The sequence below is a fragment of the Streptomyces sp. NPDC038135 genome (genome assembly GCF_055601245.1).
The window spans coordinates 290,844-304,788 of sequence record NZ_JBVJXS010000006.1 but is presented as its reverse complement, the minus strand read 5'-3'; the positions used below and the strand labels follow the sequence as shown (position 1 = coordinate 304,788).

The following is a 13,945-nucleotide window of genomic DNA, read 5'->3' as shown; positions in this document are numbered from 1 at the left end:
GGAGCGGCCGACTCGCACTCGGCACCAAAACCCGCGTACTACGAGGTGGGGGCACGGCAACGCCATGGCACAGGGCACGGTCCAGGTGACGCACAGCGGTACGTCGCGGTGGCGTCGCCGCACGGGTGAGTACGCTTCGCTCGCCGCAGCCCTGGAGGCCGCCGCCGACGGCGACGTCCTCACCATCGCCCCCGGCACGTACCGGGAGAACCTGGTCGTGCGGCGGCCGGTGACCCTGCGGGGTCCCGAGGGCGCCCCGGGCTCGGTGCGGATCGCGCCGGCGGACGGTGTCCCGCTGACCGTGCGGGCCTCGGCGGTGGTGCAGGACCTGCACGTGGAGGGCCAGGACGCGGCGGCCCCCGCCCTGCTGGTGGAGGAGGGTACGCCCGAGCTGATGGACGTGCGGATCGTCACCCGGTCCGCCGCGGGCATCGAGGTCCGGGGCGGGGCGCGGCCGACCGTGCGCCGCTGCACCGTCGACAATCCGGCCGGCATCGGCATCGCCGTACTCGACGGCGCGGGCGGGGTGTTCGAGGAGTGCGAGGTCGTCGCGGCGGGTCAGGCGGGGGTGTCGGTGCACGGCGGCGGCCGTCCCCGGCTGGAGCGCTGCCGGGTGCACCACGCCGCCGGCAACGGGCTGACCGCGACCGGGGAGAACTCGGCGCTGGAGGCGGTCGGTTGCGAGGTGTACGAGGTCCGGGGCTCCGGAGTGCAGATCACCGGGCGGGCCACGGCCCATCTCACCGACTGCGATCTGCACCGCACCACGGCCGACGGCGTCACGCTGGACACGGACGCGGTGCTCACGCTCGCCGACTGCCGCATCCACGACGTCCCGGAGAACGCGATCGACCTGCGCTCCCGCTCGGTGCTCACGCTGACCCGGACGACGGTGCGCCAGTTCGGCCGCAACGGCCTGTCCGTGTGGGACCCGGGCACCCGGGTCGACGCGAACCAGTGCGAGATCTTCGACAGCACTGGTGACTACCCGGCGGTGTGGGTGAGCGACGGCGCGACCGCGGTGCTCGACGCCTGCCGGGTGCACGACGTGCCGGACGCGCTGTTCGTGCTGGACCGCGGCTCGCGCGCGGACGTCGTGGACAGCGATCTGTACCAGGTGCGCAACACGGCGGTGTCGGTGAGCGACGGCGCGACCGCGCAGCTCGACGACTGCCGGATCCGGGACGCGGCCACCGGCGCCTGGTTCCGCGACCACGGCAGCGGCGGCAACCTCGGCAACTGCACCCTGGACGGCACCCAGACCGGTGTGATCGTCACCAAGGGCGCCGACCCCACCGTCGAGCGGTGCACGGTCGACTCCCCCGCCGAGGCGGGCTTCTACGTGTCCGCGGGCGGCCGGGGCACGTTCGTGAACTGCCGGGTCAGCGGCAGCGGCGGCTACGGCTTCCATGTGATCGACGGCTGCCGCACGACGCTGCGCAAGTGCCGCACGGAGCGGTGTGCGCGCGGTGGTTACGAGTTCGCGGACGCCGGGCCGGACACGGGCTCCGGGACGGGGCCGGTGGTGGAGGACTGCACCAGCGACGAGAGCGGCGGCATCCGGCCGCCGGCCCAGCGCGAGACGGCCGAGCAGTCGGCGTCCCCCTCCTCCGCGGGCCTGCTCGGGGCGATCCCCGGCCAGCGCGCCCTGGACGCGGAACCGGCCGTCGCCGCCGAGCCGGAGCAGCCGGCCCGCTCCTCGAAGGCCGTGCTGGGCGAACTGGACGCGCTGGTGGGCCTGGAGAGCGTCAAGCGGGAGGTCCGGGCGCTGACCGACATGATCGAGGTGGGCCGGCGCCGGCAGCAGGCGGGCCTGAAGGCCGCCTCGGTCAAGCGGCACCTGGTGTTCACCGGCTCCCCCGGCACGGGCAAGACGACGGTGGCCCGGCTGTACGGCGAGATCCTCGCCTCCCTCGGGGTGCTGGAGAAGGGGCATCTCGTCGAGGTGTCGCGGGTCGACCTGGTCGGCGAGCACATCGGCTCGACCGCGATCCGCACCCAGGAGGCCTTCCAGCGGGCGCGCGGCGGTGTGCTGTTCATCGACGAGGCGTACGCGCTGTCCCCGGAGGACGCCGGCCGCGACTTCGGCAAGGAGGCCATCGACACGCTGGTGAAGCTGATGGAGGACCACCGGGACGCGGTCGTGGTGATCGTCGCCGGCTACACGGCCGAGATGGAGCGCTTCCTCTCCGTCAACCCCGGCGTCGCCTCCCGCTTCTCACGGACCATCACCTTCGGCGACTACGGCCCGGACGAACTGCTCAGGATCGTGGAGCAGCAGGCCGACGAGCACGAGTACCGGCTGACCCCGGGGGCGTCGGAGGCGCTGCTCAAGTACTTCACGGCGATCCCGAAGGGCGCCGCGTTCGGCAACGGCCGGACCGCGCGCCAGACCTTCGAGGCGATGGTGGAGCGGCACGCGAGCCGGGTCGCCCAGGTCGCCGACCCCAGTACCGACGACCTGACCCTGCTGTACGGCGAGGACCTGCCCGAGCTGCCCTGACCGCGGTGACCGGCCTGGGAGCGTCATGGTTCCGGGCGTTCGGGGCGCTGGGTGGGCAGGTCCGGGCGCAGCCGGGCCAGGAGGCGGGCCCGTTCGCGGGCGAAGGCCGGGTCGGCCTGGTAGTCGGAGTGGCCGAGGATCGGGGCCGGCAGCGGGTGCTCGGGGGTGCGGCCGTAGGCGAGGGGGTCGCGCAGGGGCTCGTGGTCGACCTCGGGGCCGCAGTCGCCGGGCAGACGGACCGGGCCGCCGATGGGATCGGTGGGGCGGTGGAGGTTGCGCCAGCAGGCGACGTCCCGGTGCAGGGCGGCCAGCGCGGCCGGGCCGAAGTGCGCCGGGAACCAGCGGCCGTAGAGACGTTCCAGCGGGGAGCCGTAGGTGAGCAGTGCCACGCGCCGGCGGGCCGAGGGGCTGAGCTGCCAGGCGGCGGAGGCGGCCAGCACGCTGCCCTGGGAGTGGCCGGACAGGACGAGGCGGCCCCCGGTGCGCGCGGTCCAGGTCGCCATCCGCCAGGTCAGGTCCGGCACCGCACGCTCGGCGTAGCAGGGCGGGGCGAACGGGTGGGCGGCGCGCGGCCAGAAGGTGCCGACGTCCCAGAGGATGCCGATGGTGCGCCGGGCGGAGGCGTCCCGGTAGGCGCGCCGGCCCCAGGTGACGAACAGCAGGAAGCCTATGCCGACCAGCCAGGAGCCCAGTGCCTGTGAGGTCTCGGCGGCCGCCTGGACGACGTCGTACGTGCGCCGGGCCGCGCCTTCGGGGGGCTTGCCGGTGGCCAGGGCGCCGGCGAGCGCGGCGGCGCCCAGCAGCAGGGTGGTGGCGCAGAGCACACCGATGACCAGGGGCGTCCGGTCGGTGAGGGTGGCCATGGCCCGTGCGTGGGCGATACGGCGGGTGCGGGAGGGGTCCTCGGGCTCGCCGGGGTGCTCGTGCCGCACCCGTTCGCGCTCGGCGCGGGCGAGCCGCGCGGTGCGCCGGGCCAGGTGGGCGGCGAGGACCAGCAGCACCGCGAGCAGCGGCGGGATGACGGAGGCCTGCCAGGTCAGCAGGACCGGCGGACCGTCGAGGAGGGCACGGGTGCCGTCCAGCCAGTCGGCGACGCGCTGCGCGACGCCGCCGGACATCACCCCGCCCAGCGCGCAGGCGAGCAGCGCGACCGCGGGACCGCCGAGCCCGTGTCCCGCGGCGCGCGGGTCGGGGCGCCTGCGGTACAGGTCGTGGGCGACGGCGGCGAGGACGACGACGAGCAGTCCCTGGGTCAGCATGAGGGTGCCGAAGGCCGTGTCGCCGGGCAGCCGGCCGGCGGACCGCCAGCCGGGGCGGGACCAGGCGGCGTGGACGAGGGTGAGCAGCAGCAGGACGAGCGCGGCGAGCGGCAGGCGGCGTACGAGGTGGCGGTCGAGCCGGTGGTCGGGGCACCGCTCGCTGCGGCCGCGGCGGCAGACGACGGCCACCACGGCGCCCGCGCAGCCGAGCAGGGCCGCGGCGAGGAGCCACCCGAGCAGGTCCAGCGCGGCCGGGCCGCCGGGGCGGTGGTCGAAGCGGGCCGTGGGCGTGGCGACGGCGGCGGCGACCGTGAGCAGGCCGGCCGCGGTATGGGCGGCGCGCAGCCGGGCCACCAGGCGGCGCCCGTACCAGAAGCCGGGCCGGGCCAGGGCGCTCGCGTCGGGCTCGGGCTCGGGGTCGCGGGACATCGGCTGGTGGGACTCGTAGGCGTTCCAGGTGCGGTGCGAGAGGTACCAGAGCAGGGCGGTCAGCGCGACCGGGATCAGCGCGGCGAGCGCGAGGCGGCGGCCGGGCTGGGTCCACCAGGCGTCGCCGGCGGCGGCCGGGGAGAGGAAGCCCAGCCAGGTGTGGCGGCGCGCGCAGTCCGCGACGCCCGCGCACTGCCAGGCGACCAGGTCGAGGGCGACCTCGCAGGCGGCGGCCGTGAACAGCACGGTGAGGGTGAGCGCGGCCAGCCGTACGAGGAGTCCGTAGAGCCGGACGGTGCGCCTGCGGCCGTGGGCGGCGGGGCGCATCCAGTGGGCCAGGTTCACCACCATGAAGGGCAGCAGCAGGAGCCACAGGGCGCGGGTGCCGTCGCCGGAGGTGAGGTTGCACCAGACGTACGCCTCGCGGACCGGTTCGCCGCGGGGTCCGTCCGCGGCGACCGGTCTCGCGGCGTCGGCGGCGCGCCGGAAGATCGCGGCGGTCTCGTCGCCGGTGATCCGGACGGTGCGCGGGTCGCCGAGCATCTTCTCGGGGGTGCTGCCGCCGACGCCGTGCACCAGGAGTTCCAGTTCGGCACCGGCCGGTGCGGGCCGTAAGGCGGAGCCGTCCGTCTCCGGTCCGGGATTGCGTTCCTGCGCCCGTTCCACTGTCAGTACTTCCCCCGTGACACGCCTGCTGGACACCTGTCCACGCGGGCTTCAGGTTCTCCGTTTCCGGGCCCGCGTACACCTCCCGTCACGGAATCTCCCCGATCCGTGTGAAAGCGGACCGGGTCCCCGGCACCGGGCAGGGCGGGATGGCATGTGCGCGTCGGGAAAGGCGGTGGCGCGACCGCCGCCGTCCCGTGAAAAGATGGAACGCCCGTGCACGGCCGACCGCTGGACCTCCAGGTCGGAGCCGGTGCGGCGGGCGGGTCGGACGACGGATCGCGGCGAAGGGACCGGAGCGTACGTGAGTGAGAATCAGAACCTCCTCGCGGAGCAGCGCCGCGCCCTGATCCTGGACGAGGTCCGGCGCAGGGGCGGCGTCCGGGTCAACGAGCTGACCCGCAAGCTCGGAGTGTCCGACATGACCGTGCGGCGCGATCTGGACGCGCTGGCCCGCCAGGGCATGCTGGAGAAGGTGCACGGCGGCGCGGTCCCGGTGGTCGAGGCGAGCACGCACGAGCCCGGTTTCGAGGCGAAGTCGGCCCTGGAGCTGACCGCCAAGGAGGACATCGCGCGCTCCGCCGCCCGGCTGGTCGCCCCGGGCACCGCGATCGCCCTGTCCGGCGGTACGACGACCTACGCGCTCGCGCAGCACCTGCTGGAGGTGCCCGACCTCACCGTGGTGACGAACTCGGTGCGGGTCGCCGACGTCTTCCACGCGGCGCAGCGCACCTCGGGACAGCGGCAGGGCGCGGCGACGGTGGTGCTGACCGGCGGGGTGCGCACCCCGTCCGACTCACTGGTGGGCCCGGTGGCGGACCAGGCGATCGCCGCGCTCCACTTCGATCTGCTGTTCCTCGGGGTGCACGGGATATCGGTGGAGGCCGGACTGTCCACGCCGAACCTCGCGGAGGCGGAGACGAACCGCCGGCTGGTGCAGTCGGCGCGCCGCGTGGTCGTGGTGGCCGACCACACCAAGTGGGGCACGGTGGGCCTGAGTTCGTTCGCCGGGCTGGCGCAGGTGGACACGCTGGTCACCGACGCGGGTCTGCCCGCCGAGGCACGCGCGGAGATCGCGGAGCATCTGCACCGGCTGGTGGTGGCCGGCGAGACCGAGGACGACGAGGACGTCTGACGGCGCGTCGGCCGGCATTCAGTCCGGCCACACGCCCGTGGCCAGCAGCGACTCGATAGCGGCCGTGTAGGGGGCGATGTCCAGTCCCTGCTCCTCGAGCCAGGAGTCGGAGAAGTACTTGTCCAGGTAGCGGTCTCCCGGGTCGCACAGCAGGGTGACGACGCTGCCGGTGCGGCCCTCGGCCACCATCTCGGAGACGATCTTCAGCGCGCTCCACAGGCCGGTGCCCGTCGAGCCGCCCGCCTTGCGCCCGATGACCCGCTCCAGGGCCCGTACGGCGGCGACGCTGGCCGCGTCCGGGACCTTCATCATCCGGTCGATCGCTCCGGGCACGAAGCTGGGCTCCATGCGCGGCCGGCCGATGCCCTCGATCCGGGAGCCGCAGTCACAGGTGACGTCCGGATCGCCGGTGGTCCAGCCCTCGAAGAAACAGGAGTTGTCCGGGTCGGCGACGCAGATGCGGGTGTCGTACTGCATGTAGTGCACGTAGCGCGCCAGGGTGGCCGAGGTGCCGCCGGTGCCGGCCGTGGCGACGATCCAGGCGGGCTCCGGGAAACGCTCCAACTCCAGCTGGCGGAAGATGGATTCGGCGATGTTGTTGTTGCCGCGCCAGTCGGTGGCCCGCTCGGCGTAGGTGAACTGGTCCATGTAGTGGCCGCCGGTCTCCACCGCGAGACGGGCGGACTCCTCGTACATCTTCCGGGAGTCGTCCACGAAGTGGCACCGGCCGCCGTGGAACTCGATCAGACGGCACTTCTCGGCGCTCGTCGTGCGCGGCATGACGGCGATGAAGGGCACACCGATGAGCTTCGCGAAGTACGCCTCGGAGACGGCGGTGGAGCCGCTGGACGCCTCGATCACCGGGCGGTCCGGCCGGATCCAGCCATTGCACAGGCCGTAGAGGAAGAGTGAGCGGGCGAGCCGGTGCTTGAGGCTGCCGGTGGGGTGCGTCGACTCGTCCTTCAGGTAGAGGTCGATGCCCCACCGCTCGGGCAGCGGGAAGCGCAGCAGGTGCGTGTCCGCCGAGCGGTTGGCGTCGGCCTGGACCTTGCGGACGGCGTCTTTCAGCCAGCCGCGGTAGGCGGCGTCGCTGCGGTCGACGTCGAGGGTGGCGCCGGTCCGGGTCTGTGGGGTGGTGCTCACGGCGGGGCTCCTTACGCTGAGCGCCGACGGCGCCTCCGGCGGCCGGCACTTCGCATCATAGGCACCTTCCACACCTGTTCTCACCTGCATAAACGCATCTTTGAGCCGGTCAAAGGGAGGCTGGGGCGCAGCCGTGCGAGGCGCCCCGGGGCGCACGGGCGCGAGTGCTCCGGGCGCCCCCCGCGCGCGCCCCCTGCGCACTGGTGCTCCCGACCTCGCGGAGGCAGACTGCACCGGACGGGACGATCGTCCCGGACAGCGGCGCACACTGGACCACAGCACCGCGCCGGCCCGGACCGGTACGACCGGACGCGGGCCGGATCCGGACCCACGCGGTCCGGCGTCGCGGCGAAGGACGCGCACAAGGGGGCGGCAGGACATGGCGGAGCCGGAGTTCACGGCCAAGGGCGTGCGGATCGGCAAACGGCTGCGGTCGCTCACCCGGGCCGGGCAGGTCCGGATCAGCGACGGCCGGGTGGAGTTGCTGACCAGCTACGGCAGCGAGATCGACAGCGCGCCGGTGCAGGCGGTGCGCGCCTCAAGGCCGTGGTTCGCCCCGGAGGACCGGGCGCACGCGGATCTCAACGGCAAGCGGTACTCGCTGACGCTGGGTGAGCACGACCCCGCCCCGGGCGAGCCGGGGCCGCCCGCGGCACGGCGGTTCATCGAGGCGGTGCGCCGCGCGGCCGGGCGCGGTGGCTGACCGGCAACCGACGGTGGCGAGTTGCGGGAGCGCACCCGCTGCGTCACGCTGTTCTCACGTCACTCTGGGTTTACCGGCGATAACGCTGCGAACCAGCCCGCCGGCCCGCACAGCAGGCGGACGTTTGGACGCAAGCACCCTGCTGGATCCGTTTGTTCTCCGTGTTTCCTCCGGTTCCTCCGGACCTCACATCGGGGAGTCGCAGCCGTGATCAGTCACTCAAGCAGGCACTGCACGGTGGAGCTCCAAGCCCTGCCGTCGCGGATCGGCCAGGTCCGCAGAATCGTATCTGCGCAGTTGCGCTACTGGCATATGGACCCGTTGATAGACCGGGCCGCGCTCGGTGTGACCGAGCTGCTCAGCAACGTCCACCGGCACGCCCGGCCCGACAAGTCGTGCACCGTCGAGCTGGAACTGCTGGTCGACCGGCTCACGGTCTCGGTGCGCGACCACGATCCGCGCCTTCCCGTGGTCGCCGACGCCGCCGACGCGCCGGACCTCGTCCCGCTGGCCACCTGCGGGCGCGGGCTGGCGATGGTGGCGGCGATGAGCGAGAGCTGGGGCGCGCGCCCCGAGGGCGACGACGGCAAGGTCGTGTGGTTCACGCTGCCCGCGCCGTCCGCGGCGGTCCGCCGGCCGGCCCGCTCGCCCCGTCCGGCGGCCGAGCGGCGCCCCACGCCCCGGCTCACCGAGGCCCGGCCGGCCCCGGTCCCGCCCACGCCGGTCACCGCCGCGCCCACGCCGGTCGCCGCGGCTCACGCCCCGGCCGCGGCATCCGCTCCCGCCCGGTCGGCCGTTCCCGGCTGACCGGGCGGTGACGCCACCACGACGTATGGAGCGGGTGGGTCACGACGGCCGCCCGCCCCTGTCCCGTGAGGGGACGCCGCGAGGGGACGCCATCCGCGCTCCCGGCCCGGCCGTGCACCGTCCGGCCGTCTCCGCCGGCAGCGGTCGGGACCCGGCGGTCCGTTTCGCGCGTGGACGCGTGACGTACGTCCGCTCCGGGACGTGTGTGGACGCAGGGCCACCGGCCGGCCACGGCGACCGAATCGCCGCCCGCGCCACCATGGCCGACGCGTGGCTCAGGCCGTTCCACCGGCCCCGGCGACCGAACCGCCCCCACCGCGGCCGACCCACGGCTCAGACCGCGGTATCCGCGTAGCGACGAAGAACCCGCTCCAGGCAGTCGGCGCCCGGCCCCTCCAGGCCGTTCCACCGGCCCCGGCGACCGAACCGCCCCCACCGCGGCCGGCCCACGGCTCAAATCTCGGTATCCGCGTAGTGGCGGAGGACCGGCTCCAGGCAGTCGACGGCCGGGCCCACGGCTCAGACCTCGGTATCCGCGTAGTGGCGGAGGACCGGTTCCAGGTAGTCCACGTGCGGCCCCTCCAGGGCGTCCAGGCCGCCCGGCGGCCGGATCAGTGAGATCCGGTCGAACTCGGGCTCGCGGCCCTCGCCCGTCTCGGTGCTCACCAGCCGCGCGTACCGCTCGCGCAGTTCCCGGCCGGGGCACGGCGGGGCGAGGAACATGACGCCGACGCCGCCGCCCGCACCCTGGGTGGTCAGCCACAGGGCCAGGGCCTCGGCGGGGGTGTCGGAGCCGGTCTCCTCGGACAGCTCGCGGGCCGCGTGCCGGCGCAGCCCGTCGACGTCCAGCTCTGCGCCCTCCTCCGGCGGCTCGACGGTCCCGCCGGGGAGCTGCCACCGGCCCGGCGCCGCGGTCGAGGCGGCCATCCGCCCCACCATCAGGCGGCCGTCGCCGGACGGCTGCACCACGGAGACGAACAGGGAACAGCACACCGGCGCGTCCGGCACCCCGCGCAGCGCGCGGTACCGGTAGGTGGCCCGGGCCCACGACAGCACCAGGCCGTCCCGCCCGTCCCGCTGCAGGCCGGTCAGCGCGGCCACCGGACCGTCGAAGAGCGCCGGGTTGGCCCGTACCGCCTGCGCCCACCGGCGGTCCATGGCCGACCGGTGCTCCGGGGACAGCTCGGGCGCGGCGGTCTCGACGAGCCGGATGCGCGGGGCGTCCAGCAGCTCCACGTGCCCGGCCCGCGTCACAGCACCGACAGCGGATCGTCCAGCACCGGCTGCCAGGCCAGTTCGGCCGCGCCGACCAGGCTGTTGTGGTCCAGGGTGCAGGCCAGGACGGGGACGCCGCCGCTCTGCCCCCACAGGCTGCGGTCGGCGACCACCGCGCGCAGGCGTCCGGGGTCGGCGTCGAGCAGGGTGCGGTGCAGGCCGCCGAGGATGATGCGGTCGGGATTGAGGATGTTGACCAGACCGGCCAGGCCGAGTCCGAGGCGGTCGATCAGGGCCTCGGCGGCGGTGCGCACGGCCGGGTCGCTGTACTGCTCGCGCAGCATGTCGTCGGCCTGCTGGAGCAGGGAGACCTCGGGACCCGGCTCGCGGCCCGCCTCGACGAGCAGGGCCAGCGGGTCCGTCTCCACGTCGAGGCAGCCGCGGCTGCCGCAGTGGCACGGGCGGCCCTCCGGATTGACGGTGAGATGCCCGACCTCCAGGGCGAGGCCCGAACTCCCCATGTGCAGGCGGCCGTCGAGGACCAGTGCGCCGCCCACCCCCCGGTGCCCGGTGGCCACGCACAGCAGGTCCCGGGCGCCCCGGCCGGCGCCGTGCCGGTGCTCGGCGAGCGCGGCCAGGTTGACGTCGTTGGCCGCGAAGGCGGGGCCGGTGATGCCGGCGGCCCGCACGCACTCCCCGAAGATCCGGCGGACCGGCGCGCCCACCGGCCAGGCCAGGTGGAGCGGGTTGAGGGCCAGGCCGTCGGGTTCGGCGACGGCGGAGGGCACGGCGAGTCCGGCGCCCACGCAGCGGCGGCCGGTGGTGCGCAGGAGTTCGGCGCCCGCCTCGACGACCGAGCCGAGCACCTTCGCGGGGTCCGCGTCCACGGTCTCGCAGCCGGGCGCCGTCGCCACGATCCGCCCGCCGAGGCCCACCAGCGCGGCCCGGAAGCCGTCGGCGTGGACCTGCGCGGCGAGCACCACCGGGCCGTCCTCGGCGACCTCGAGACGGTGCGAGGGGCGCCCCTGGGACCCGGCCGCCGCGCCCGGCCGGGCGTTCACCCGGATCAGCCCGAGCGCCTCCAGCTCGGCCGCCACCGCTCCGGCGGTCGCCCGGGTCACCCCGAGTTCGGCGGTGAGCACGGCCCGGGTCGGCGCCCGCCCGGTGTGCACGAGCTCCAGCGCGGGTCCGAGCGCGCCGCGCCCCCGGTCCAGCCGCGCCCTCGAGGTGGTCCCTTCCCCCGCCCTACGGGGGTCCGCCTTGCCGCTCATGAGGGCGAGTCTCCCATGATCCGCAGCCGTCGTGGCCCGTGCCGGGTCTACAGTCCGCTGACCCGCAGGGTGATGTTCAGCCGCCCGGTCAGCCCGAGTTCCGGCGGCGCCGTGCCCGGACGCACGCGCGGCACCCCGTGGAAGGCCTGCCGGGACGGTCCGCCGAACACGAACAGGTCGCCGTCGCGCAGTTCGACGTCCGTGTACGGCCTGGTGCGGGTCTCGGTGTTGCCGAACCTGAAGACGCAGGTGTCGCCCAGGCTCAGCGACACGACCGGCGCGTCCGACCGCTCGTCGCTGTCGCGGTGCATGCCCATGCGGGCGTCGCCGTCGTAGAAGTTGATCAGTGCGATGTCGTACGGCTCGGCCGGGAGCGCGCGCCGGCCGAGCGCGTCGGTCACGGCGGTCCGGGCCAGCTCGTCCAGCCAGGCGGGGAACGGCTTCACGGGCGTGCCGTCGCCGTCGACGACGGTGGGGGCGTAGCCGTACGGGTACCAGTGCCGGCCCAGGCATACCTGCCGTGCGCTCATCGTGCCGCCGCCGGGGGTGCGGACGGTGCGCAGTCCGGCCGGGGGGCGGGCCCACTCGCGGCAGGCGGCGAGCAGCGCGCGCCGGCGCTCGGGGGGCAGCCAGCCGGGGACGTGCACGGCGCCCGGCGCGATCCGCGCCGGCTCCCTGGCGAACAGTCCGGCGTCCATGCCTTCCATGCCCTCCATGCTCCCGCATCCGGCACGAACGGTCGTGAGCTGCGGCTCGGCTAGCCTGGAGCGCGATGAACGACCGTATGACGACGCCATGGGGCGAGTTCGAGCTGTCCCGCTTCCCCGAGGATCCCCGCGACCCGCTGCGCGCCTGGGACGCCTCCGACACGTACCTGCTGCGGCACCTGGCCGAGGAGGAGGTGCCGCTGACGGGCGCGGTCGTGGTGGTCGGGGACCGCTGGGGCGCGCTGGTCACGGCGCTCGCCCGGCACCGGCCGGCACAGATCACCGACTCCTTCCTCGGGCAGGAGGCGACCCGGGCGAACCTGGCCCGGGCGGGCGTCGAACCCGGTGCCGTGCGGCTGCTGACCACCCAGGACCCGCCGCCGGAGCGGGTGGACGTGCTGCTCGTTCGGGTGCCGAAGAGCCTGGCGCTGCTGGAGGACCAGCTGCTGCGGCTCGCGCCCGCGGTGCACGCGGGCACGGTCGTGGTCGGCACCGGGATGGTGAAGGAGATCCACACCTCCACGCTGAACCTGTTCGAGCGGATCCTCGGGCCGACCCGGACCTCACTGGCCCGGCAGAAGGCCCGGCTGATCCTCTGCTCCCCGGACCCCGCCCTGGAGCGGCCCGCGAACCCGTGGCCGTACGGCTACGACCTGCCCGGGGACCTCGGGGCGGTCTCCGGGCGCCGGGTGGTCAACCACGCGGGTGTCTTCTGCGCCGACCGGCTCGACATCGGCACCCGCTTCTTCCTGCGGCACCTGCCCACCGGGCCGGGCGTCGGGCGGGTGGCGGACCTCGGCTGCGGCAACGGCGTGGTCGGCACGGCGATGGCGCTGGCCGATCCGGGGGCCGAAGTGCTGTTCGTGGACGAGTCGTTCCAGGCCGTGGCCTCCGCCGAGGCGACGTACAGGGCCAACGGGGTGCCGGGGCACGCGGAGTTCCGGGTCGGGGACGGGCTGGCGGGGGTGGCGCCCGGCAGTGTGGACCTCGTGCTGAACAACCCGCCGTTCCACTCCCACCAGGCGACCACCGACGCGACGGCCTGGCGGATGTTCACCGGGGCGAAGCGGGCGTTGCGCCCCGGTGGCGAGCTGTGGGTGATCGGCAACCGGCATCTGGGCTACCACGTCAAGCTGAAGCGGCTGTTCGGCAACAGCACGCTGGTGGCGAGCGATCCGAAGTTCGTGGTGCTGAAGGCGGTCAAGCGGAGCTGACCGCCTCGTCGGGGGACGCGGTCCGGCCGCCGGTCAGGACCCCGATGATCCGGGCCACTTCCCGGGCCATCGCCTCCCTGCCCACGTGCAGGTACGTGCGGGAGTCGACGGCCTCCGGGTGGGCGGCCAGGAAGTCCCTGACCGCTCCCGTCATGGCGGCGTTGAGGGCGGTGCCGACGTTGACCTTGGTGATGCCGCCCGCGACGGCGGCCACCAGGCCGTGGTCCGGCACGCCGGAGGAGCCGTGCAGGACCAGGGGCACGGACAGCGCGGCGGACAGCCGCCCGAGCAGGGCGTGGTCCAGGGTCGCGGTGCGGGTGGTCATGGCGTGGACGCTGCCGATGGCGACGGCGAGCGCGTCGACCCCGGTGGCGGTGACGAAGTCGCCCGCCTGGGCCGGGTCGGTGCGCGCGCCGGGTGCGTGGGCGTCGAGCGGGGCCCGGCCGTCCTTGCCGCCGATCTGTCCCAGCTCCGCCTCGATCCACAGGCGCCGGGAGTGGGCCCAGTCGGCGGCGGCCCGGGTCGCGGCGAGGTTGTCGGCGTAGGGCAGGTGGGCGGCGTCGTACATCACCGAGCCGAACCCGGCGCCGGGGGCCTGGCGCAGCAGGTCGTCGCTCTTGACGTGGTCGAGGTGCAGCGCGACGGGGACGTCGGCGCGTTCGGCGGCGGCGACGGCGGCGCGGGCCAGCGGCAGCAGGCGCCCGTAGCGGAACTTCACCGCGTTCTCGCTGACTTGGAGGATCACGGGGGCGCCGGAGGACTCGGCGCCGGCGATGACGGCCTCGACGTGTTCCAGGGTGATGACGTTGAACGCGGCGACGGCGGAGCGGGTTTCGGCGGCGCGGGTGACCAGCTCGCCGGTGATGGCCAGGGGCACGGCATGTCTCCCTTCC

The 13,945-nt window shown here is 74.7% G+C and carries 11 protein-coding genes; 5 read left to right on the top strand and 6 right to left on the bottom strand.

Annotated features, from left to right (window positions below):
• Positions 1 to 64: 64 nt before the first annotated feature.
• Complete coding sequence (locus ACZ7JA_RS19000; RefSeq protein WP_389449319.1) at positions 65 to 2,503, top strand: right-handed parallel beta-helix repeat-containing protein; 2,439 nt, start codon at positions 65 to 67, stop codon at positions 2,501 to 2,503.
• A 23-nt stretch (positions 2,504 to 2,526) separates the two neighbouring features.
• On the opposite strand, the gene ACZ7JA_RS18995 is transcribed toward ACZ7JA_RS19000, so the two are convergent.
• Complete coding sequence (locus tag ACZ7JA_RS18995; RefSeq protein WP_470809291.1) at positions 2,527 to 4,857, bottom strand: hypothetical protein; 2,331 nt, start codon at positions 4,855 to 4,857, stop codon at positions 2,527 to 2,529.
• A 304-nt stretch (positions 4,858 to 5,161) separates the two neighbouring features.
• Between ACZ7JA_RS18995 and ACZ7JA_RS18990 the strand changes: the two genes are divergently transcribed.
• Complete coding sequence (locus ACZ7JA_RS18990) at positions 5,162 to 5,992, top strand: DeoR/GlpR family DNA-binding transcription regulator (RefSeq protein ID WP_351660543.1); 831 nt, start codon at positions 5,162 to 5,164, stop codon at positions 5,990 to 5,992.
• An 18-nt stretch (positions 5,993 to 6,010) separates the two neighbouring features.
• Here the strand turns inward: ACZ7JA_RS18990 and cds1 are convergent, their stop codons facing one another.
• Positions 6,011 to 7,135, bottom strand: a complete 1,125-nt coding sequence (gene cds1 / locus ACZ7JA_RS18985) for an L-cysteine desulfhydrase Cds1 (protein ID WP_351660540.1) — start codon at positions 7,133 to 7,135, stop codon at positions 6,011 to 6,013.
• A gap of 379 nt (positions 7,136 to 7,514) precedes the next feature.
• On the opposite strand from cds1, the gene ACZ7JA_RS18980 reads away from it, so the two are divergent.
• Together ACZ7JA_RS18980 and ACZ7JA_RS18975 are read left to right on the top strand one after the other, a co-directional pair.
• The gene (locus tag ACZ7JA_RS18980; protein WP_351660537.1) at positions 7,515 to 7,838 is read left to right on the top strand and encodes a hypothetical protein; all 324 of its coding nucleotides are present in this window, start codon (positions 7,515 to 7,517) and stop codon (positions 7,836 to 7,838) included.
• 207 nt (positions 7,839 to 8,045) lie between these two features.
• Positions 8,046 to 8,645: an ATP-binding protein gene (locus ACZ7JA_RS18975; RefSeq protein WP_389449325.1), complete on the top strand. Its 600-nt coding sequence runs from the start codon at positions 8,046 to 8,048 to the stop codon at positions 8,643 to 8,645.
• Positions 8,646 to 9,164: 519 nt separating this feature from the next.
• Here ACZ7JA_RS18975 and ACZ7JA_RS18970 read toward each other — a convergent pair.
• The 3 genes from ACZ7JA_RS18970 to ACZ7JA_RS18960 are packed head-to-tail and all read right to left on the bottom strand — an operon-like array spanning position 9,165 to position 11,829.
• The gene (locus tag ACZ7JA_RS18970; protein ID WP_470809287.1) at positions 9,165 to 9,899 is read right to left on the bottom strand and encodes an NUDIX hydrolase; all 735 of its coding nucleotides are present in this window, start codon (positions 9,897 to 9,899) and stop codon (positions 9,165 to 9,167) included.
• Positions 9,896 to 11,131 (bottom strand): ROK family protein, encoded by a 1,236-nt coding sequence (locus ACZ7JA_RS18965; protein ID WP_470809286.1) that lies wholly within the window; start codon positions 11,129 to 11,131, stop codon positions 9,896 to 9,898. The genes ACZ7JA_RS18970 and ACZ7JA_RS18965 overlap by 4 nt, the downstream gene beginning before the upstream one ends.
• A gap of 47 nt (positions 11,132 to 11,178) precedes the next feature.
• Entirely contained in the window at positions 11,179 to 11,829 is a 651-nt protein-coding gene (locus tag ACZ7JA_RS18960) for an alpha-ketoglutarate-dependent dioxygenase AlkB family protein (RefSeq protein WP_351661235.1), read from the bottom strand.
• 86 nt (positions 11,830 to 11,915) lie between these two features.
• Here ACZ7JA_RS18960 and ACZ7JA_RS18955 point away from each other — a divergent pair, with 86 nt between their 5' ends.
• Positions 11,916 to 13,052: a methyltransferase gene (locus ACZ7JA_RS18955; RefSeq protein ID WP_470809582.1), complete on the top strand. Its 1,137-nt coding sequence runs from the start codon at positions 11,916 to 11,918 to the stop codon at positions 13,050 to 13,052.
• Here the strand turns inward: ACZ7JA_RS18955 and ACZ7JA_RS18950 are convergent.
• Positions 13,039 to 13,929, bottom strand: coding sequence for a class II fructose-bisphosphate aldolase (locus ACZ7JA_RS18950; RefSeq protein ID WP_470809284.1), 891 nt, complete (start codon positions 13,927 to 13,929; stop codon positions 13,039 to 13,041). The genes ACZ7JA_RS18955 and ACZ7JA_RS18950 overlap by 14 nt on opposite strands.
• Positions 13,930 to 13,945 lie beyond the last annotated feature (16 nt).